This window comes from Alcanivorax sp., from assembly GCF_017794965.1.
Classification (GTDB): domain Bacteria; phylum Pseudomonadota; class Gammaproteobacteria; order Pseudomonadales; family Alcanivoracaceae; genus Alcanivorax.
In genome coordinates this window covers 2,384,349-2,403,909 of record NZ_CP051240.1, presented here as the reverse complement: position 1 = coordinate 2,403,909, position 19,561 = coordinate 2,384,349, and the positions used below count along the sequence as shown (strand labels likewise).

16 protein-coding genes and 3 tRNA genes are annotated in these 19,561 nt (G+C 59.4%); 17 read left to right on the top strand and 2 right to left on the bottom strand.

Annotated elements, in window-relative coordinates:
- Positions 1-655: 655 nt before the first annotated feature.
- The 4 genes from queE (at position 656) to HF945_RS10565 (ending at position 2,598) form a co-directional block, all read left to right on the top strand.
- Positions 656-1,297 carry a 7-carboxy-7-deazaguanine synthase QueE gene (gene queE, locus HF945_RS10580; RefSeq protein ID WP_290522574.1) on the top strand — a complete coding sequence of 214 codons (642 nt, stop codon included), beginning with the start codon at positions 656-658 and terminating at the stop codon, positions 1,295-1,297.
- A gap of 23 nt (positions 1,298-1,320) precedes the next feature.
- Positions 1,321-1,989, top strand: a complete 669-nt coding sequence (gene queC, locus HF945_RS10575; protein WP_290522573.1) for a 7-cyano-7-deazaguanine synthase QueC — start codon at positions 1,321-1,323, stop codon at positions 1,987-1,989.
- A 73-nt stretch (positions 1,990-2,062) separates the two neighbouring features.
- Positions 2,063-2,138 (top strand) — tRNA-Lys (locus HF945_RS10570).
- Between the two features lie 384 nt (positions 2,139-2,522).
- Positions 2,523-2,598, top strand: a tRNA-Lys gene (locus HF945_RS10565).
- 241 nt (positions 2,599-2,839) lie between these two features.
- On the opposite strand, the gene HF945_RS10560 is transcribed toward HF945_RS10565, so the two are convergent.
- A complete protein-coding gene (locus HF945_RS10560; RefSeq protein WP_290522572.1) occupies positions 2,840-3,139 on the bottom strand; it encodes a hypothetical protein in 300 nt (99 codons plus the stop codon).
- A 386-nt stretch (positions 3,140-3,525) separates the two neighbouring features.
- Positions 3,526-3,918 (bottom strand): DUF2493 domain-containing protein, encoded by a 393-nt coding sequence (locus HF945_RS10555; protein WP_290522571.1) that lies wholly within the window; start codon positions 3,916-3,918, stop codon positions 3,526-3,528.
- Positions 3,919-4,106: 188 nt separating this feature from the next.
- Here HF945_RS10555 and HF945_RS10550 point away from each other — a divergent pair, with 188 nt between their 5' ends.
- The 13 genes from HF945_RS10550 to HF945_RS10490 all read left to right on the top strand — a co-directional run bounded on the left by HF945_RS10550 (position 4,107) and on the right by HF945_RS10490 (position 19,300).
- Entirely contained in the window at positions 4,107-5,060 is a 954-nt protein-coding gene (locus HF945_RS10550) for a DUF523 and DUF1722 domain-containing protein (RefSeq protein WP_290522570.1), read from the top strand.
- A complete protein-coding gene (locus tag HF945_RS10545; RefSeq protein WP_290522569.1) occupies positions 5,057-5,962 on the top strand; it encodes a MerR family transcriptional regulator in 906 nt (301 codons plus the stop codon). The genes HF945_RS10550 and HF945_RS10545 overlap by 4 nt, the downstream gene beginning before the upstream one ends.
- Positions 5,959-7,404, top strand: a complete 1,446-nt coding sequence (locus HF945_RS10540; protein WP_290522568.1) for a deoxyribodipyrimidine photo-lyase — start codon at positions 5,959-5,961, stop codon at positions 7,402-7,404. The genes HF945_RS10545 and HF945_RS10540 overlap by 4 nt, the downstream gene beginning before the upstream one ends.
- A 3-nt stretch (positions 7,405-7,407) precedes the next feature.
- Positions 7,408-8,676 carry an FAD-dependent oxidoreductase gene (locus tag HF945_RS10535; RefSeq protein ID WP_290522567.1) on the top strand — a complete coding sequence of 423 codons (1,269 nt, stop codon included), beginning with the start codon at positions 7,408-7,410 and terminating at the stop codon, positions 8,674-8,676.
- Positions 8,673-9,464: a DUF1365 domain-containing protein gene (locus HF945_RS10530; RefSeq protein ID WP_290522566.1), complete on the top strand. Its 792-nt coding sequence runs from the start codon at positions 8,673-8,675 to the stop codon at positions 9,462-9,464. The genes HF945_RS10535 and HF945_RS10530 overlap by 4 nt, the downstream gene beginning before the upstream one ends.
- The gene (locus tag HF945_RS10525; RefSeq protein WP_290522565.1) at positions 9,464-10,720 is read left to right on the top strand and encodes a cyclopropane-fatty-acyl-phospholipid synthase family protein; all 1,257 of its coding nucleotides are present in this window, start codon (positions 9,464-9,466) and stop codon (positions 10,718-10,720) included. Before HF945_RS10530 ends, HF945_RS10525 begins: the two co-directional genes overlap by 1 nt.
- Positions 10,721-10,999: 279 nt before the next feature.
- The gene (nadA, locus tag HF945_RS10520; RefSeq protein WP_290522564.1) at positions 11,000-12,049 is read left to right on the top strand and encodes a quinolinate synthase NadA; all 1,050 of its coding nucleotides are present in this window, start codon (positions 11,000-11,002) and stop codon (positions 12,047-12,049) included.
- A gap of 246 nt (positions 12,050-12,295) precedes the next feature.
- Positions 12,296-13,063 carry a sulfite exporter TauE/SafE family protein gene (locus tag HF945_RS10515; protein WP_290522563.1) on the top strand — a complete coding sequence of 256 codons (768 nt, stop codon included), beginning with the start codon at positions 12,296-12,298 and terminating at the stop codon, positions 13,061-13,063.
- A 243-nt stretch (positions 13,064-13,306) separates the two neighbouring features.
- Positions 13,307-15,901 (top strand): alanine--tRNA ligase, encoded by a 2,595-nt coding sequence (gene alaS / locus HF945_RS10510; protein ID WP_290522562.1) that lies wholly within the window; start codon positions 13,307-13,309, stop codon positions 15,899-15,901.
- 159 nt (positions 15,902-16,060) lie between these two features.
- On the top strand, positions 16,061-17,287 hold the full coding sequence (locus HF945_RS10505; RefSeq protein WP_290522561.1) for an aspartate kinase: 1,227 nt from the start codon (positions 16,061-16,063) through the stop codon (positions 17,285-17,287).
- A 267-nt stretch (positions 17,288-17,554) separates the two neighbouring features.
- Positions 17,555-17,743 carry a carbon storage regulator CsrA gene (csrA, locus tag HF945_RS10500; RefSeq protein WP_035229872.1) on the top strand — a complete coding sequence of 63 codons (189 nt, stop codon included), beginning with the start codon at positions 17,555-17,557 and terminating at the stop codon, positions 17,741-17,743.
- A 106-nt stretch (positions 17,744-17,849) separates the two neighbouring features.
- Positions 17,850-17,939 (top strand) — tRNA-Ser (locus HF945_RS10495).
- 356 nt (positions 17,940-18,295) lie between these two features.
- The gene (locus HF945_RS10490) at positions 18,296-19,300 is read left to right on the top strand and encodes a DUF2914 domain-containing protein (RefSeq protein ID WP_290522560.1); all 1,005 of its coding nucleotides are present in this window, start codon (positions 18,296-18,298) and stop codon (positions 19,298-19,300) included.
- Positions 19,301-19,561 lie beyond the last annotated feature (261 nt).

The window sequence follows — 19,561 nt, the reverse complement described above, 5'->3', positions numbered from 1 at the left end:
TTGGTCGCCCGCGACCGCACCATGGGTCACGCAACATGCAATCCGCAAATCCGGCAAAACCGCACTGAGGGCATTCCTTCGCTGCGCTCGGTGGCGGTGCGATAAAAGCCCCGGATCAAAAGCAGTTTCACCACAGAGTTCACTGAGGAAAAACATCGCCTCTGTGGCTCTGTGCGGATCTGTGCCTGAATTTCCCGCCGGTTTGTCCGTAGGGCGGAAATCGGCGAAGGCCGATCTCCGCCGGCACGGCGCCAATGGCGGAGATGGGCTCACGCCCATTTCCGCCCTACGATGGACCTAAATCCATAAAAGCGTTTTGCCACAGAGGGCACAGGGAGTATTGAGGAAATGCTTTTCTCAGTGGCCTCTGCGACCTCTGTGGTAACCATTGTTTTTAAATGCCGTGACACCGCGCTGCCAAGGGGCACGCCAAGGATGAGTGGAGCGAATAACTGATGCCTACGCCCCCCTGTAACCTTTCGCAGAGCATGTAGCGTCCCTTCTCCTGCTTGTCTTCCCGCCAGTCTCTGCGGTGGGCTCCCCCGTCGCCCTGATTCCCGACTGCCGGGGGCACAGATGCCGGCAAAGGTGATAGAATCCGCCGCATTTCCGCCTCTGGCCGGTTTTTATCCCGGTCAGGCATTCAGGAGAGGCTGTGGAACTGCGTCTTACCGAAATTTTCCATTCCCTGCAGGGTGAGGCCCGTACCGTGGGTCGCCCGACGGTCTTCGTGCGCCTGACCGGTTGTCCCCAGCGTTGTGTCTGGTGTGATACCGAGTATGCCTTTTCCGGCGGTGAGAAGTGGACTCTTGAGGCAATTCTGGCGCAGGTAGCTGAATATGGCGCACGCTATATCACCGTTACCGGTGGCGAACCGTTGGCCCAGCCCAACTGCCTGCCGCTGCTCAGTGCCCTGTGCGACCTGGGCTATGAGGTTAGCCTGGAAACCGGCGGCGCCATGGATATCAGTGAAGTGGACGAGCGGGTATCTGTAGTCATGGATCTGAAAGCGCCGGGTTCGGCGGAGCAGCACAACAACCGGCTGGAAAACATTCCCCATCTGCGTCCCCACCATCAGGTGAAATTTGTGCTCGCCGACCGCAAGGACTATGACTGGGCACGTTTCATGCTGGATCAGCATCAACTGGCAGAGCGGGTCGAGGATGTGCTGTTTTCCCCGGTACAGGGGCAGCTGCCCCCCGGCGATCTGGCCGACTGGATCGTCGCCGACCGATTGCCGGTACGCTTTCAGCTGCAACTGCACAAACTGCTCTGGAATGACGCCCGGGGGCGCTGAACCGGACCAAGCGAGGATTTCCCATGAAAAATGCCGTCGTGCTGCTGTCAGGTGGCCTGGATTCTGCCACCTGCCTGGCCATTGCCCGGGATCAGGGTTATCAGTGCCACACCATTGCCTTTGACTACGGCCAGCGCACCCGTGCCGAGCTGGACGCAGCAGCTCGCGTGTCTGCGGCTCTGGGCGCGCGCAGCCATCGGGTGGTGGAACTGGGCATGGGCAATATTGGTGGCTCCGCGCTTACCGATCACAGTATTGACGTGCCTGAGGACGGTGGCGACGGAATCCCGGTGACCTATGTGCCAGCCCGCAATACCGTTTTTCTGTCTCTGGCCCTGGGGTTGGCCGAGGTGCTGGATGCCCAAGCCATCTTCATCGGCGTGAATGCGGTGGACTATTCCGGTTACCCGGATTGCCGGCCGGCGTTCATCGAGGCTTTCCAGACCATGGCCAACCTGGCCACCAAGGCTGGCGTGGAAGGGCGCCCCATGACGGTTGAGACCCCGCTGATGCACCTGAGCAAGGCGCAGATCATCCGGGAAGGTGTGGCGCTGGGACTGGATTATGGCCTTACCGTGTCCTGTTATCAGGCCGATCCCCAGGGGAATGCCTGCGGCAAATGCGACAGCTGTCGGCTACGCAGACTGGGTTTTGAAGAGGCGTTGGTCAAAGATCCAACAAACTATCAATAAAGGGCAAAAAAATCGGTTCTCCCCCCTTGTCAGCGGGAAATAAATCCGTATTATTTGCGCCTCCTTCGGGAGCGGGTCGTTAGCTCAGTTGGTAGAGCAGTTGGCTTTTAACCAATTGGTCGCTGGTTCGAATCCAGCACGACCCACCATCTTCAAAAAGGCTGCCTTTATGGCAGCCTTTTTTTGTGGCCGCTTCGCGGCTGCAACACGCTTCACGCAAAGATAAAAGCAGATGATCTACCACAGAGATCACGGAGACCACAGAGACCCCCTTGTTTTAACTCAGTGATCTCTGCGACCTCTGTAGTAAAACCGCCCTTGCCGTTTTTGTGGGAAGTTCAGCTTGCTGAACGAATGCAGCTTTCGGATCAGGGGATGTTGCCAGAACCTGCGTTCAGCAAGCGGAATCTCCCACCGGTCATCGATTTACCCCGGGGCGGAGCTGGACACGGGAGCTGCGTGTTGTGAAAGGGGCGGATTTCCGGCGGCGTAATTGTATTTTGCCGTGAAATCAGTAAGATGTGCCGGGTCCAGGGTCGTTAGCTCAGTTGGTAGAGCAGTTGGCTTTTAACCAATTGGTCGCTGGTTCGAATCCAGCACGACCCACCATCTTCAAAAAAGGCTGCCTTCATGGCAGCCTTTTTTTGTGGCCGCTTCGCGGCCGCATCACGCTTCACGCAACACGCGGCACGCAAAAAAATCCGGGCTCTGGGATGCGGGGGGAACGTGCACGCGCAATTGCCTTTCCTGCGTTCTGGTAATCCGCTCAGATGCAGCCGCGCGTTGTCAGCGTTGCGGTGACGGTGCCTTTAGTTGCATGGAGCGTGGTGCGTGTTGCGTGCAGCGTTCTTCATACCGCCTTGCGAATCACCAGCTTTCCGTCCTTTTCATACAACTCCATGATGTCCGAGCCTTTCTTGACCAGGTTACGCGCGGTCTGGGCCATGACCTTGTTGTCGAAACGGTGGGCGGCGCCGGCGTAAGCAACCCAGTTGTTCTTCTGGCTCGGGTCCAGTTTTTTGCTGGCCACCAGATAGGCCTGTTTCTGTTGGCTGTAGAGCAGGTAGCCCAGAAAATGGTGGCGGTTGGGCATGCGATCGTTGCCGGGATAGATCGGAACAAGGCTACGCAGCAGTTGACCATTTTCCATGGGGCTCTCCTTGGCGGAATCAGGCAGGTCTGAAGAAAGGGCTATCAGAGGGTGAATTATATTCACACTGTAAGCCCTGTGGCGCAATTACCCAAAAGTTGTATAGCCATCACCTAGGGAGCCTCTGAATAACTCCTTGCGTACTCAGCGTGGCCTGGAGCGTGCAGCTGTTGTGTCTTGTCTCGATGGTCAGGGTGGCTCCCTTTCCGAGAGGCAAGGCACAGCAGATGGGCGCTCCAGGCCGCGCCCTTCGGGTCTTCCAGGCTGACTCACACTCGTTGTTGCACTTTTTCGACAGGCAACCAGCATGCCATCAAAAGTGCGCCTAGATTGCGAGCCAGCCTGAAAGACTGAGTATGCAAGGAGTTATTCAGAGGCTCCCTCGGTCAACGGCTAGCGACAACGCCGCCGTCAAACCGGGGTATGTTTTCATCCTGCGCGGGGCGCCATATGGGCAGGCCGGCTTGTTGTGCCAGATGGACCATATCCGCAGTTCCCCGGCCACCGGGGAAGGCAATCAGTGCCTGGGGGCGGCCATGATGGAGCATGCGACGGTTGCGCATGGGGCCGGCGGCCCGGCCATGGGCTTTCCAGTTAGCGGGGTAGCTCACCTGGTCCAGACCTACGTCCTTTGCCCATTGGCTGGCCAGGCGGTCCGCGCCACTGGCATCACCGTGAATCAACAGGCTGATCAGGCCGGATCGGCGAAGTCGCTCCAGGCTGTCGGTAACACAATCCTGGTCCCGGTAGTCACGTCCGCCGCACACGAGAATTCGCATAATGCTGTCCATATGATCAGTGTATGGATAAGTATAAGACTATGCGCAAGGTGTTGCATCCCTGTGATGGAAGTGTGGCAAGGGGGTAACAGCCGGTCGGCGCGCTGTGATTTCAGCTTCACGGGCCGTTGACAGGCGGGCAGACTAAACTTGTACAACGTTAATTTTCTGTACAGGTGAGTGGTGTCATGGAAGCAGCAGAGAAGATCCCGGTTGGTATCAGTGCCTGCCTGTTGGGCATGGAAGTCCGTCACGATGGTGGCCACAAGCATTCCCGTTATTGCACCGGTGTGTTGGCACAGCATTTCTCTTTCCGTTCCCTGTGTCCGGAAATGGGCTCCGGGCTGAGCACCCCGCGCAAGGCCTTGCGCCTTATCGAGCAGAATGACCAGGTGCGCATGGTGACCACGGATGGCTTGCGTGATCACACCGACTTGATGACCGATTTTGTAGAGCGCACCGTCCCGGGGCTGTCGGGTCTGCGCGGGTTCATCCTGATGGCAAAATCGCCAAGCTGTGGCATGGAAAGGGTAAAGCTTTACCGTGAAGACGGTGAATTGCTCAACCGTGATGCGGATGGCCTGTTTGCCGCCGGCCTGAAACGGCATTACCCGCTCATGCCGCTTGAGGAGGCCGGTCGACTGAATGACGACGGTCTGAGAGAGAACTTCATTGAGCGTGTCTTCCTCTATGACGACTGGTGTCAGCTGGTGGATGCGGGCCTGACCCCGCAGCGGCTGATCGATTTTCACAGCCGCCACAAATTCCAGCTGCTGGCGCACTGTCAGCGTACCTATCGGCAGCTGGGCCCGCTGCTCAGCAACCTGAAGGCGCGCCCGCTGGAGGAAATTGCCGACGAGTACATCAGCGCTGTGATGGAGGCCATGAAAAAGCAGGTATCCCGCGGCGCTCACGTGAATACACTGCAGCATCTGGCGGGGTTTCTCCGTGATGGCCTGAGCCAGGCGGATCGCAGCCTGATCAACGAACAGATTGACGCCTACCTGCGTGAAGATGTGCCCCTGGTCGTCCCCATGACCCTGCTGCGTGGCGCCCTGCGCAAGGTGGATCAGCCCTACCTGCAGGCACAACGTTACCTGACCCCGTATCCGGATTCGCTGGGACTGAGGAACCGGGTGTGAGTGATGCGGACACGGCCATGAACACCGACGAGTCGGGGTACAGCATTCAGGCGGTGAGTGAGCAGTGTGGCGTGAACCCGGTGACATTGCGCGCCTGGGAGCGACGTTACGGGCTGCTAAAGCCGTCCCGCACAGCCAAGGGCCATCGCCGTTATTCCGCCGCTCAGTTGGCCCGGGTAAAGGCGGTGGTGCAGTGGCTGGAAAAGGGTGTACCGATCCGTCAGGTACAGGCATTACTGGATTCACACAGTAGCAACACGGAGGTGACCGCGGAGCCGGTCTGGCAGCAGGCCCGGGAGCAGGCGCTGGCCTCACTGGAGGCGCTGAACCTGCGGCGCCTTGAGCAGCAGCTCAATGGCCTGGTTGCGGATTATGGCCATGCCCGGGTGATCGCCGACTTTACCGACCCGCTGCGCGAGCAGTTGTCCCTCTCGACTTCCCTGTCCTTGCAAGCCTCGCTGTTGCACAGCCTGCTGAGCCAGAAATGGAGCGGCAAGGCGCTGTCGCTGGCGCCGGGGCGCAAACGACAGGGCTGGTTGGTGGTGCCACTGGGCGATCCGCTGGCGGCGCTGGAGCTGGCCATGGTCATCAATGGGCCCCTGTGGTGTCTGGATCAGCCCATGGACTATGAGGCCCTGGCGCAACGCCATGCCGGCCACTCACAACTGGGCGTGATCTGGGTCGCCGATGCTCTGCCTTCTGCGGCCCAGCGGGCGCGCTGGTTGCCCGGCGTCCAGCCGGATTTTCTGGCCTGCATCTGGGGCGACCTGGCCGAGCCCATATCCGCCGAACTGCCGGGGGTCAACGTGCTTTCCGGCTCGCGGGATGCGGTGGCGGAGGCCCTGACACAGATTGATCTGACACAGCCACAACAGCCCGAACAGCAGGAGGGAGGCGCATGAATCTGGTCTGGTATCGCAATGACCTGCGTATCCATGCCCACCGTGCCCTGAAGGAGGCGCTACAGGCAGAAGGCCCGGTGACGGCCGTCTACTTTCTCTGTGACCAACAGTGGGACGAGCATGGCGTGGCCCCCCTGCGGCGCTGGTACGTGTTGCACAGCCTGATCGAACTGGGAGAACAGCTGGCGGCACGGGGTATTACCCTGCACGTGCAGGATGCCGGTGACTTCAGTCGTATCCCGGCCATGTTGCAGGATTTCACTCAACAGCAGGGTATCTCGCAGGTGTTCTGTAGCCGCGAATATCCCCTCAACGAACGCCGCCGAGACAAGGCAGTGGCCAAGGCGCTGGATGATGCCGGCGTATCCATTCGGGGGTTTGATGACAGCGTGCTGGTGCCTCCGGCCACCCTGCGAACGGGCAAGGGCACACCGTACACCGTGTTCAGTGCCTACAAGAAACGCTGGGACGTATGGCTGGATTCCCATTTTCAGCAGCCCGAACTGCCTGGCAAAGCCTCTGCCAAACCGGTGGCCTTCGCCGACCGTGCAGTAGTGGAGAGTGCGCTGGAAAGCGTGTCGGTGGCTGAGTCGCTCACCGCGCATTGGCAGCCGGGTGAACAGGCGGCGGCAACACAGCTGGAGCACTTTGTCGCACGGCATCTCGGCCAATATCGCAAGCTGCGGGATTTCCCTTCACTCACCGCCACCAGTGGCCTGTCAGCGGCCCTGTCCGCAGGCACCCTGTCGCCGGCCAGCTGCTATCTGGCTGCCCGACAGGCCATGGCGGATGCCGGTGCCCGCGACGGTGCCGCGTGCTGGATTGGCGAGCTGGCATGGCGGGATTTCTATCGTCAGATCATGGCCCAGTACCCGCGCCTGAGTTGGGGCAGGGCATTTCGCCCGGAAACCGATCTGCTGAAATGGGACAGTGATGATGCGCTGTTTCAGGCCTGGTGCGAGGGCCGCACCGGCTACCCGCTGGTGGATGCCGCCATGCGTCAACTGGTGGCTACTGGCTGGATGCACAATCGGTTGCGCATGGTCACCGCCATGTTTCTCAGCAAGCATCTCTGGCAGGACTGGCGCAAGGGCGAAGCCTTCTTCATGGCGCACCTGATTGATGGAGACTTCGCCGCCAACAACGGTGGCTGGCAATGGAGCGCCTCCACGGGCACGGATGCGGTGCCGTACTTCCGGGTCTTCAATCCCATTCGACAGAGTCAGCGTTTTGATGCCGAGGGGCATTTCATTGCCCGTTGGGTGCCGGAGCTGAAGGCGCTGGATAACAAGACGATTCACGAGCCCTGGAAGCAGCCGTTGCTGGTGCCGGATTATCCGGCGCCGGTGGTGTCCCATGCCGGGGTCCGCGAACGGGTCACCCAGGCGTTCAAGGCGGTGAAAAAGGACTATGACGATAATCATGCACAGGGCGGAAATTGAAAGATGATCAATGACGGTAAACAGCGGATAGCCATTGTCGGCGCCGGTATCAGCGGCCTCACTGCCGCCTGGTATTTGGCTCAGGACAATGATGTGGAGGTGTTCGAGGCCGGTGATTATCTGGGTGGCCATACCTGTACGGTGCCCGTAGAACGGGATCATGGCCGCTACGCCATCGATATGGGATTCATTGTCTTCAACGACCGCACCTACCCCAATTACCTGAAGCTGCTCGACGAGCTGGGCCTGGCCGGGCAACCCACGTCCATGGGCTTTGCGGTGAGCGACCAGCGCAATGGTCTGGAATACTGTGGTGATGGCCTGGGTGGCGTGTTCGCGAGCAAGCGCAACTGGGTCAGCCCGACGCACTGGCGATTTGTGCGTGAGATCCTGCGCTTCAACAAGGAAGCCACGGCCTTGCTGGAGGACCCGGCAGGGGACATGCCATTGGGCGAATACCTGACACGCCATGGTTACAGTGAGCGGTTCCGCCGTGACTATGTGCTCGCCATGGGCGGTGCCATCTGGTCCTGCTCGCTGGCGCAGATGGAGGCCTTTCCGGCGCGTTTCTTTATTCGCTTCTTCGATCATCATGGCCTGCTGTCGCTGACCAACCGCCCGCAGTGGTACGTGGTCCCCGGTGGTTCCAACCAGTATGTGTCTCCTCTGGTGGACCGTTGTCCGGCTACTTTTCATGTGGCTACGCCGGTTCAGTCCGTCACCCGGCACCCTGATCACGTGACAGTGGTGGCCAACGGCGAGACGCGAACGTTCGATCAGGTCATCTTTGCCTGCCACAGCGACCAGGTGCTGCCGCTGCTCAGCGATGCGGATGGACGCGAGCGTCACTGTCTCGCCCGTCTGGGTTACCAGGACAATGAAGTGGTGTTGCATACCGATACCCGACTGCTGCCCCGGCGACAGCGTGTCTGGTCAAGCTGGAATGCCATGTTGATGAAAGAGGAGACCGACCGGATTCAGGTCACTTACAACATGAATATCCTGCAGGGTATCCAGGCTCCGGAGACCTTCTGTGTGACCCTCAATGCCACAGACCGGATCGATCCGGACACCGTGCTGGAGCGGCGCCATTTTGCCCATCCCATGTTCACCCCGGACACGGAGGCTGCCCGGGAAACCCTGTTGGCGGCCAACGGCAACAACCGCACCTGGTTCGCCGGCGCCTGGTGTCGCAACGGTTTCCATGAGGATGGCGTGGTGTCGGCACTGAATGTGGTGACGGCACTGGAGAAGAAGAGGGCGGTGGCATGATCGGACAGGCGCTGGCCACCGGCCGAGTCTGGCATCAGCGCAAGGTGCCCTTCGAGCATCGTTTTGATTACCCGATGTGGTTGGTCTGGTGTGATCTGGATCAGGTCGATGAGTTGCTGGACCTGTCGCCCTGGTGGGGACGCGCCTGGCGGCCGGTGGTGTTTCGCGATGATGATTTTGTGGATGACAGCAAGACTCCGCTGGCACAGAAGGTGCGGCGTAAAGCGGCTGAATTGGGTCTGCACTGGCAGCAGGGGCGGGTGTGCATGCTGGGCCAGTGGCGCACCCTGGGGACCCTGTTCAATCCCCTGGTTTTATATCTGCATTTCCCGGACGGCGAGGACCAGCCTGACAGCATGCTGGCAGAAGTGCAGAACACGCCGTGGAAAGAGAAACACTTCTACTCGCTGCCCTTGAAGCGCGATGATTATGGTGCTCTCGCGGTAGACCATGAAAAAACGTTTCATGTGTCCCCCTTCCTGCCCATGGCGTTGCGTTACCACTGGCGCCTTCACGTGGCGTTTCCCGATGTACGCCTAATATTGAAGGATAAGTGCGATGATGAGGTTGTTTTTATCGCAGGTTTGGACCTGACATTGCTGCATCCAGAAACGTCGCTGATGCGTAATGTCATTGTAAGGATGGGCGCTCGCGGTTTTGCCACCCTGAAGGGAATCTACTGGCAGGCATTCAAGCTGTGGAGAAAAGGCGCCCGTTTCTACGGACACCCGAAAAAAAAAGACCCGGTTCAGGAAAGGGTGCAGGACAACAGTGAAAGGAGAGGGTAATGCAGTCTGGTGACAGTGCGTCCAACAACTCGATATCCGTCAGTGATCAGGTGGGTGGCCTCACTGGCGTGGCTCGCCGACTGGTGCTTAAACAACTCCAGGCTCTACCGCATGGTGCCCTGCGTATTGAAGAACCGGATGGCAATGTGGTCAGCCTCGGTCGCGGTACCGAGGGTGGCACCATTTTACTTCGCGATTGGCAAACCTACTCCATGATGATGAGTGGCGGGGCGCTCGGTGCGGCAGAGGCCTACATGGAAGGCAGCTGGGAGAGCCCTGACCTGGTAGCTGTGATCCGCTATTTTGCTGCCAACATCCAGGCGATGCGAGCCCTGGAGGGCGGTCTGGCGAAACTGTCGAAGCCGGCTCTCAAACTGCTGCACCGCCACAATCGAAATTCCCTGCAAGGTTCCCGCCGCAACATTGCTGCACACTATGATCTTGGCAACGACTTCTTTGCGCTCTTCCTCGACCGCTCAATGATGTATTCCTGTGCGGTATACCCACGCCCGGATGCGGGTCTGGAGGAGGCGGCCGAGCATAAACTGGATCTGGTCTGTCAGCGCCTGGCGCTGAAGCCGGGCATGGAGGTGTTGGAAATTGGCACCGGCTGGGGTGGACTGGCGATCCATGCTGCGCGGCACTATGGGGTCAATGTCACGACCACAACCATTTCCCGTGAGCAGGCCCGCTACGCCCGGGAGGCGGTCGATGCCGCCGGTCTGAATGATCAGATTACGATTCTGGAAAAGGACTACCGGGAGTTGCAAGGCCAATACGACCGGGTGGTATCCATCGAGATGATCGAGGCGGTAGGCGCCGAATTTCTGCCCAGTTATTTCAAGGTGCTGGGTGAACGGCTCAAGCCGGAGGGCAAGCTGTTGCTGCAAGCCATTACCGTGCCGGACCAACGCTACGAGTATGCCCGCAAGCAGGTGGATTTCATCAAGCGCTATATTTTCCCTGGCGGTTTCCTGCCCAGTGTTTCGGTGATGACCGATCACTTCACCCGGCATACTGATCTGGTGACCACCGAGCTTTACGACATTGGTCATGATTACGCCCGCACCCTGAATCACTGGCGCGAGCGCTTCATGGCGGCGTTGCCGCGCATCCGTGAGCTGGGTTTTGATGAACGCTTCATTCGCATGTGGGATTACTACCTGTGCTACTGCGAAGGGGCATTCCTTGAGCGGGCGATCAGCACAGTGCATATCGTCGCCAATGGCCCCCTCTGGCGCCCTGACGCGTCCTGAAGTACGAAGTTGGGTCTGACGTCTGACGCTAATCCAGGCCAGCGCAGGAAATCGGTTTTTTGCTTTTAGCGTCCGACCTCAGACTTCCGGCGTCATATTCTCCTTGCCATTGAAAAAGTGGCGTTTCGGGCGCAGGTTAGGAAGAGGGCGGGGGCTCAGCCCCGCTGTCGGCCCGAATTGGCATGGGTTGTGGTATCATGCCCGCCTTATTTTTCGCCAGCCATCCCGGTCTGGTGGTAACCGATTGATATCCATCGATATTTTCTGGCGGTGAGAGCAATGACGGCAGAAGCGCAAGCGCTGGTACAGGCCCACTTGGCAAAGGTGGTACAGGATGATTCGCTGAGTGAAGAGCAGCGACTGGCCTATCGTGAACGTATCAAGACATTGTTACGGGAACGTGACGCCGTGCTCGTTGCGCATTACTACACCGATCCGGAAATTCAGTCACTGGCGGAAGAAACCGGCGGCTGCGTTTCCGATTCCCTGGAAATGGCCCGCTTCGGCAAGGAGCACCCGGCCTCCACCCTGATCGTGGCCGGTGTGAAGTTCATGGGCGAAACCGCCAAGATCCTCAGCCCGGAAAAGCGTGTCTTCATGCCCACCCTGGAAGCCACCTGCTCTCTGGATATTGGTTGCCCGGAACAGGAATTCTCTGACTTCTGCGATCAGCATCCGGACCGCACCGTGGTGGTGTACGCCAATACCTCGGCCGCAGTGAAAGCCCGTGCCGACTGGGTGGTAACCTCGTCCATTGCAGTGGAACTGATCGAGCATCTGGACCGTAACGGCGAGAAAATCCTCTGGGCCCCGGACAAGCACCTGGGCAGCTACGTGCGCGACAAGGCCGGTGCGGACGTGCTGTGCTGGGACGGCGCCTGCATCGTTCATGAAGAGTTCAAGGCACAAGGCGTGCTGGACCTGAAGAAGGCCTACCCGGAAGCGGCGGTGCTGGTACACCCTGAATCGCCAGCCTCGGTGGTGGAGATCGCCGATGTGGTGGGCTCCACCTCGCAGCTGATCAAGGCGGCCTGCGACATGGACAATGACACCTTCATCGTGGCCACTGACAAGGGCATCTTCTACAAGATGCAGCAGCTGGCCCCGGAAAAGACCTTCCTGGAAGCACCCACTGCCGGCTCCGGTGCCACCTGCCGCAGCTGTGCCCACTGCCCCTGGATGGCCATGAACGGCCTGCAGAACATGGTCGATGTGCTGGAAAGCGCGGACGGCAACGGCCAGGAAATTTTCGTCGACCCGGCGCTGGCCGAAAAAGCCATGATCCCGCTGAACCGCATGCTGGATTTCGGCAAGTCCCTCAAGGGCTGACGCCTTCTCCAACCTCTCTGTAGGGCGGAAAGGGTAATACCCTCTCCGCCATTCGGAGCTGAGTTGAAAGTTCAAAGTTGAAAGTTTAAAAGCGCGGGATGGCTTTTCCGGCTCTCAAAGGCGGTGCCCGCGCCGATGCCTCCAGTGCGCGGGCACCGCGCCCCGGCTCCCCTTGGCCTTTCCCGCGTTTCAACTTTAAACTTTGAACTTTCAACTGTTTCCCATCCCCTGAATTCGGGCTCTCCCATGGAATACCTCTCCGACCCCTGGCTCGCCGCCGCCTTGCTGGGCGCAGGTGTACTTGCCGGTTTTATCAATACCCTCGCCGGGGGCGGCGGGTTGCTGATCCTGCCGTTGCTGATGCTCACAGGCATGAGTGCCGCGCTGGCCAACGGCACCATGCGGGTCGGGGTATTGATCCAGAGCATTGAAGCGGTGCGCCAGTTCAACAAGCGCGGCACCATGCCGTTTGCGCCCCTGCCCGCCATATTGGTGCCCTGTCTGCTGGGTACCCTGGTGGGCGCCCTGGCGGCGGCCTACCTGCCGGAAGCCATCCTCAAGCCGGTACTGCTGACCACCCTGGTGGTCGTCGCCCTGATCATGGTGCTCAAGCCCAACCAGATGACCCCGGGCCCGGAGGAAACCCCACTGGTGCCCAACGATTCCTTACCGGCCTGGATCGGGTTGTTCTTTGCCGGCGTCTACGGTGGTTTTGTGCAGGCCGGGGTGGGGTTTGTCCTGATTGCCGTGCTGGTGGGGCAGATGCGCTACGATCTGCTCCGCGGTAATGCCCTGAAGCTGGCGATCACCGGCAGCTTTACCGTGCTGGCGCTGGGCATCTTCATGTGGCGCGATCAGGTTGCCTGGTTGCCAGGTCTATTGGTCGCCGCTGGCACCCTGGTGGGGGTACGCCTGGGCGTCGGCTTTGCCCACCGGGTCTCTCCCACGGTCCTCAAGCGGATATTGCTGGTGATGGTGCTGACGGTGTGTCTGGCAGCGGCAATCAAGGGCTGAGTTGAAAGTTTAAAGTTCAAAGTTGAAAAGCGCGGGCCGGGTATGTCTGGCCTGGAACGGTCGTGCCCGCGCCGATACCCCGGGGGCGCGGGCAAGGCTTTGCAACCTCCCTCGGCCTCACCCGCGTTTGAACTTTCAACTTTGAACTTTGAACTCGCCCTGTCTTCTATTCCCATCGCAACCGCGTCCCATGGGCGGTATACTCGGCGCTTTCCGATAGCCAGCCAAGAAACCGTTTTTCCTATGAACAGTGCTGAACTTCGCCAGGCCTTTCTGGACTATTTCGCCAGCCAGGGACACACCAAGGTGCCGTCCTCCTCGCTGGTACCCCACGATGATCCCACCCTGCTTTTTACCAATGCAGGGATGAACCAGTTCAAGGACGTGTTCCTGGGCCGTGAATCCCGGGATTACACCCGTGCCACCAGCTCCCAGCGCTGCGTGCGTGCGGGCGGCAAGCACAACGACCTGGAAAACGTGGGCTATACGGCTCGCCATCACACCTTCTTTGAAATGCTGGGTAACTTCAGCTTCGGTGACTATTTCAAGCGTGAAGCCATCAAGTTCGCCTGGGAATTCCTCACCGGCACCCTGGGACTGCCGGAAGATCGCCTGTGGGTCACCGTGCACGTGTCCGATGATGAGGCGGCGGATATCTGGCTGAAGGAAATGGGCGTCAGCGCCGAGCGCTTCTCCCGTCTCGATGAAGACAACTTCTGGCAGATGGGGGACACCGGTCCCTGCGGTCCCTGTTCCGAAATTTTCTACGATCATGGCGCCGACGTGCCCGGCGGTCCCCCGGGCTCCGAAAATGATGACCTGGATCGTTATATCGAGATCTGGAATCTGGTGTTCATGCAGTACGATCGTCAGGAAGACGGCGAGCTCAAGCCGCTGCCCAAGCCCAGCGTGGATACCGGCATGGGCCTGGAGCGTATCGCTGCGGTCCTGCAGGGCGTGCACTCCAACTACGAGATTGACCTGTTCCAGGCGCTGCTCAAGGCGGCGGCCAAGGCCACCGGCTGCAATGATCTGGAAGAGAAGTCCCTGCGCGTGATCGCCGATCACATCCGCTCGTCCAGCTTCTTGATCTGTGACGGGGTGATCCCGTCCAATGAAGGTCGCGGCTATGTGCTGCGTCGCATCATTCGCCGTGCCCTGCGTCATGGCCACAAGCTGGGACAAGACAAGCCGTTCTTCTCCACTCTGGTAGCCGCCCTGGCGGAACAGATGGGTGAGGCGTACCCGGAGCTGGTGCGCGAGCAGGCCCGTATCGAGAAAGCGCTGCTGGCGGAAGAAGAGCAGTTTGGCCGAACCCTGGCGGCCGGCATGAAAGTGCTGGAAAGCGCCATTGAAGACATGGACGGCAAGGTGCTGTCCGGTGATGTGCTGTTCACCCTTTACGACACCCACGGCTTCCCGCCGGATCTCACTGCCGATGTGGCCCGTGAGCGGGATCTTGAAGTGGACATGGCCGGTTTCGAGAAGGCCATGGAAGCCCAGCGTGAGCGTGCCCGGGGCGCGGGCAGCTTTGCCAACGATTACAGCGATCGACTCAACATTGAAGCGGTGACCGATTTCTCCGGCTACGAAAAGCTGGCTGACGAAGATGAAGTCGTGGGCCTCTACCGCGACGGTGACGCGGTGGACAGCCTCAATGCCGGCGAAGAGGGCATGGTGGTGCTGGCCAGCACCCCGTTTTATGCGGAATCCGGTGGTCAGGTGGGCGATACCGGTTTCCTGGTGAAGGCCGAAAACCGCTTTGCCGTGGCCGATACCCGCAAGCGCCAGGCGGCTCATATTCATATGGGCAAAATGGAAAGTGGCAGCATCAAGGTAGGTGACAAGATCGCCGCCTATGTGGACGTGGAGCGCCGCAAGGCCGTGATGCGTAATCACTCTGCCACCCATTTGATGCATGCCGCCCTGCGCGAAGTGCTGGGTGAGCACGTACAGCAAAAAGGCTCCCTGGTGGCCGCGGATTACCTGCGCTTTGACTTCTCCCATGGCGAAGCCGTGACGGAAGCCCAGCGCGAGCAGATCGAAACCATCGTCAACCGGCAGATCCTGGCCAACACGGCAGTATCCACCGACCTGATGGATATCGACGCGGCCCGCGAAGCCGGCGCCATGGCCCTGTTCGGTGAAAAGTACGACGACCAGGTGCGTGTGCTGACCATGGGCAGTGACGGGTTCTCCAAGGAACTGTGTGGCGGTACCCATGTGGCCCGCACCGGTGACATCGGCCTGTTCCGCATTACCCTGGAAGCCTCTGCGGCCGCTGGCGTGCGTCGAATCGAGGCGGTAACCGGCGAAAATGCGCTGGCCGCCATGCGCAAGCAGGAGCAGGCCCTCAGCGATATCGCCGCCACGGTGAAAAGCACCCCGGACAACGCTGCCGAGCGGGTGCGCAACCAGGCGCAGAAAGTGCGCGAACTGGAAAAAGAGATCGAACGCCTGAAGCAGAAGCTGGCCAGCGGTGCCGGCAGCGACCTCACCGACAGTGTCGAGGAGATTAATGGCGTGAAGGTGCTGGCCACCAACGTGGACGGTGCCGACGGCAAGACCCTGCGGGTGACCATGGACAAGCTCAAAGACAAGCTTGGCTCCGCAATCATCCTGCTGGCAGCGGTGGAAGGTGACAAGGTGGCCCTGGTGGCCGGCGTCACCAAAGACCTGACCGATCGTTTCAAGGCCGGCGATTTGCTCAAGCATGTGGCGGAGCAGGTAGACGGCCGTGGCGGCGGTCGCCCGGACATGGCACAGGGGGGTGGTAATAACCCGGCGGCCCTGCCCGCAGCACTGGCGAGTGTGAAGGATTGGGTGGCAGGTAAATAAGCGGTCTGAAGGGCAGATGTGCTGGGCATTTCCGCCATTTTCAGCGTTTTTTGCCAGGCGGTCATGGTGTCTTGCCAGGGTCGCCAAACCACCCCGACATGAAATCCAGGTGCGTTTCTGCTAAAGTTACGCGCTCTTTTTTGCAGACAAAGCGACTATATGGCCCTTATCGTGCAGAAATACGGCGGTACCTCGGTAGGTACGGTCGAACGCATTCAAGCTGTCGCCGAGAAGGTGGCAGGCTTCCATAAACGGGGTGATCAGGTAGTGGTTGTGGTCTCCGCCATGAGCGGTGAAACCAATCGTCTGATCGAACTGGCCAAAGGCATCAGTGATAACCCTCCGGCCCGGGAAATGGACGTGCTGGTCTCCACCGGTGAGCAGGTGACCATTTCACTGCTGTCCATGGCCTTGCAGAAACTGGGACTGGGAGCGCGCTCCTATACCGGGTCCCAGATTCCGTTACGCACCGACAACACCTACTCCAAAGCCCGTATCGAAGAGATCGACGACAAGAAGATGCGCGCCGATCTGGATGCCGGGCGTGTGGTGGTGGTTGCCGGTTTCCAGGGGGTGGACGCGGAAGGCAACATCACCACCCTGGGGCGTGGCGGCTCGGACACCACCGCAGTAGCGCTGGCCGCTGCCCTGAAGGCAGACGAGTGCCAGATCTACACTGATGTGGATGGTGTTTACACCACCGACCCGCGCGTGGTGGACAATGCTCGCCGTCTGAGCACCATCACCTTTGAAGAAATGCTGGAGATGGCCAGCCAGGGCTCCAAGGTCCTGCAAATCCGCTCCGTGGAATTCGCCGGCAAATACAATGTGCCGCTGCGTGTACTGTCCAGCTTCCAGGATGGCCCTGGAACTCTTATTACCGTCGACGACGAGGTTGATATGGAAAAGCCGGTAATCTCCGGAATTGCCTTTACCCGTGATGAAGCCAAGATCATCGTGCGTGGCGCCCCGGACACCCCGGGCATCGCCTACAAGATCCTCGGTCCGGTAAGTGCAGAGAACATTGAAGTCGACATGATCGTGCAGAACGTGGGCAAGGACGGGGCCGCCGACTTTACTTTCACCGTGCACCGCAACGACTTCAACCGCGCCCAGGAAGCCTTGCGCAACGCGTCCGAAGAGCTGGGTAACCCGGAAATCATCGGTGACGACAAGATCGCCAAGGTGTCTCTGGTGGGTGTCGGTATGCGTTCCCACGCGGGCGTGGCCTCCAAGATGTTCGAAACCCTTGCCAATGAAGGGGTCAACATCGAGATGATCTCCACCTCGGAAATCAAGGTGTCTGTGGTCATCGCCGAGAAGTACCTGGAGCTGGCGGTTCGCGCCTTGCACTCCGCCTTCGAACTGGATCAGCCGGAAGGCTGATCCAGCCGCCATTCCGAGCCCCCTTGTCCCGGTTTTACCACCGTATGACAGGGGGGGGCGGAAGGCGTCCACGGTAGTAGCCGGGCGACGACCGGTAGGTTTTGCCCCAGCTGCTGACAAGACTTGAGAATCGGATTCAGGCATACTGCCGGCCTCGTGCGAGGGGTGGGCAAATGGTCCCGACCAAGGAACCGTCACCAGACGGAGCCCGTTAGCCCCGGGTACGGATTGCGCTCACGGACAACAAGGACCCCAGGAGGGATCATCATGCTTATTCTTACGCGTCGAGTCGGAGAGACCCTGATGGTCGGTGACGAAGTCACCGTCACCGTTCTGGGTGTAAAAGGTAACCAGGTACGCATCGGTGTGAACGCGCCGAAAGAGGTTGCCGTGCACCGGGAAGAAATTTATCAGCGGATTCAGCACGAAAAATCATCAGACAGCGAGTCTGCCTGATTTTTGGGCTGTATTTTCTCCGTAAAATCGTTATGATGCGCGGCGTGTCAGGAAACAGCGCCAACAAAGAGTGCACATTTTCCTGACACCAGCAGTACCGCATTCCGGAGAGGTGGGTGAGTGGCTGAAACCAGTTCCCTGCTAAGGAACCATACGGGTTACCGTATCGCGGGTTCGAATCCCGCCCTCTCCGCCATATTCTGAAAACGCCCCGCACTGCGGGGCGTTTTTGTTTGTGCAGTCCCATAAGATAGCTTTCCGCTTTTGTAGGAGCCCAGCTTGCCTGGGCGAACCTTGACGCAAGCGGGTAACGAGATCCGAAACCGCTCAACACGGTTTCCGGTTTTGTCTTTCGAGCCCCGCCTTTCGTCATTTGAAACGGGGTTGTTCGCCCAGGCAAGCCGGGCTCCCACAACAAGACTGGCCGCGTTATGCTCTGGAATCTCCGGAATTCTGGAAGGTGTATTGTTTAATTCTCCTAAAATATCCGCCGGCGCAGGAACCCCGCCTGCCAAGCATCATCAAATTGCCAATCACCAACGGAGAACGCCCTTGCCTCTGGCCCTGCAGTCCCTGTCAGATACTCTCTATCGCCTCCGCCACCTGTGGGCGGTGGTCAGTTTTGCGTTGGGCCTTGGCAGTTATTTTCTGGTAGACCGGCAACCCTGGCTGGCCGCAGTGCTCACCGGGTTTCTGGTGCTCAGCTGGGTGTTGTTACTCAGTGAGGGGCTTTGGCAGCAGAGGTTTGTTGGTACTGCCATGGAAGGAGTCTCACAGGGGGCGCTCAAGCTGATGCTGCAGGCGGTGCATCAGGAAGCCTTCTTCTTCAGTCTGCCTTTTGTCCTGCTGCAGTGGTCCGGTGGGGCGGAATATATCCTCTTCACCACCCTGGTCATCAGTGCGGCGTTGATGAGCATCATTGATCCGATCTACTTCTGGCTGGCCCGCCACAGGGCGCTGTATTTTGGCTTCCACGCCTGGGCGCTTTTTGTGGCGTTGCTGGTGTTGCTGCCGCTGATCTTTCAATGGGAAACCGACAAGGCGCTGACCTGGTCGGGCTGGCTGACAGCATTGTTTGCCCTGCCCAGCTTCTGGCGTGTTGGTGGGCCGCGAAAATGGTTTCGCTGGCTGGGACTGGTCGCCGTTTCTGCGGTGATCGCCCTGGCGCCCCGCTGGTTGGCGCCGCTGGTGCCGCCGTTGACCTTGTCACTTCAAGAGCGGGCCATGGCGTTGTCGTTTAACCGTGAACAACGGCTACCGCTGGTCACCGGCGAGGTTTTTTCTGCCAGTGAAGTGGAGGAGGGGCTCTATGCCTATACCGCCATCAAAGCGCCCTTGGGCCTCGGGCAGGAGGTTTATCATTACTGGTTCCAGAACGGCGAACGGGTAGATCGCATCCCCTTGAAAGTTTTCGGCGGTCGGGACTCGGGTTTTCGTACCTGGTCACACAAGCGTCATGTCCCGCAACCGTCAGCCGGCCACTGGCGCGTGGAAGTGCGCACCGAAGACAACCAGATCATCGGCGTGATGCGGTTTGTGATTGAGCCTGATGCCTGACGCAGGACGCACAAAAAGATTATTTACTACAGAGATCACAGAGAATCACTTGTGTTTTATCTCAGTGAGCTCTGCGCCCTCTGTGGTAAGACAGCTACTATGATTTTAGATTCGTGGTAGGGCGGAAATGGGCGTTAGCCCATCTCCGCCATTGGGTGTGACGGTGGAGATCGGCATTCGCCGATTTCCACCCTACGATGCTTGACCCTGAGGGAGCTTCAGCGCGCTGAATTTCCGACCAGGCGAGGGTCTTTCCCTTTG